The sequence below is a fragment of the Streptomyces graminilatus genome (assembly GCF_001418565.1).
Taxonomy (GTDB): Bacteria; Actinomycetota; Actinomycetes; order Streptomycetales; family Streptomycetaceae; genus Streptomyces; species Streptomyces graminilatus.
In genome coordinates this window covers 1-1,516 of the sequence record NZ_LIQQ01000665.1, presented here as the reverse complement: position 1 = coordinate 1,516, position 1,516 = coordinate 1, and the positions used below count along the sequence as shown (strand labels likewise).

Sequence of the window (1,516 nt, the reverse complement as noted above, 5' to 3'; positions counted from 1 at the left end):
CGCGTCCCCCGCATCCCCCCACTCTCCTGGTTCCCCACAGCGCCGGCCACGGCCGTCGTCCGGGCGCCCGCGTCCCCCCGTACGGCGGAGGAAGCCCCGTTGGGCCATGCGGGCGGTGACGACGCTGTCCGTCGTGGTGCTCGCCTCGGCCGGGATCGGGCACGCGGTGGTCACCAGCCTCGATGCCGACATCGCCCGGGTCGACCCGTTCAAGGACATGAAGAACCGGCCGCGGGCCGGTCACGGCATGAACGTGCTGCTGGTCGGCACGGACAGCCGGGAGAACATCAGCGAGGCCGAGCGGCGCAAGTACCGGCTCGGCGGCGCGCCCTGCCACTGCACCGACACGATGATGATCGTGCACATCTCGGAGAACCGGGAGCGGGCCAGCGTGGTCAGCCTGCCGCGCGACTCGTACGCGCGGACGCCTTCGCACACCGACCGGACGACCGGGCAGCGGCACGGCGGCCATGTCATCAAGCTGAACGCGGCGTACGCGGAGGGCGGTCCGAACCTCACCGTGCGGACCGTGGAGAGCATGACGCACGTGAAGATCGACCACTATCTGGAGGTCGACTTCACCAGCTTCATGAAGACGGTCGATGTGCTCGGGGGCGTCGAGATCTGCACGCCGAAGCCGCTGAAGGACTCGTACACCGGGCTGGACCTGACGGCCGGTGAGCACGAGCTCAACGGCGGGGAGGCCTTGCAGTACGTGCGTTCACGGCACGCCGACGGGTCGTCCGACCTGGGGCGGATGCAGCGCCAGCAGCGGTTCATGGCGGCGCTGATCGCCCGGTCCACGTCGTCCGGGGTGCTGCTGAACCCGATGAAGTTCCGGGACATCACCCGGGCGGTCCTCGGGTCGGTGCGGGCGGACAAGGAGTTCGGCACGGGTGAGCTGCTGGACCTCGGGCGGGCCATGCGCAACTTCTCCCCGTCGTCGTCCGAGTTCACGACCGTGCCGATCGGGCGGATGGGGTACGCCGTGAAGGGCATCGGTTCGACGCTGCTGTGGGACGCGGCGAAGGCGGGGCGGCTGTTCCGGGCGCTGCGCGAGGACGAGCCGCTGGCCGCGCGGAAGAGCGAGGGCAGGAGCAAAGGCGGCAAGGGGGGTGCGCCGGTGCGGGTGGACGTGGCACCGCAGCAGATCCGGGTGCAGGTCGAGAACGGGACGCGCACGGTGGGTCTGGGCGGGAAGGTGGACCGGGCGCTGGCCGCGACCGGGTTCCGGACGACCCGGATGCCGGTGAACGCGCGGGAGCGGGGGGCGACGACGCGGACGGTGATCGCGTACGACCCCCGGTGGGACCGTTCGGCCAGGTCGCTGGCGGCGGCGCTGCCGGGGAGCTCGCTGCGGGTCGTGCGGGGCCAGGGAGCCGTGCTGAAGGTGACCGTCGGGACGGACTACCACGGGGTGCGGACGGTCCGGGTGAGGGAGTTCGGGGTGACCACGGGAGACCAGGTCGACTGCGGATAGGGATCCCGGCCCGTCCCGGCCCCTCCTGGCCCCTCC

General features: G+C 71.8%; 1 protein-coding gene. It reads left to right on the top strand.

The features are described 5' to 3' along the window. On the top strand, nucleotides 1–1,480 hold a 1,480-nt coding region (locus AOK08_RS39430; RefSeq protein WP_241827296.1), incomplete at its 5' end, for an LCP family protein. Nucleotides 1,481–1,516: the final 36 nt, after the last annotated feature.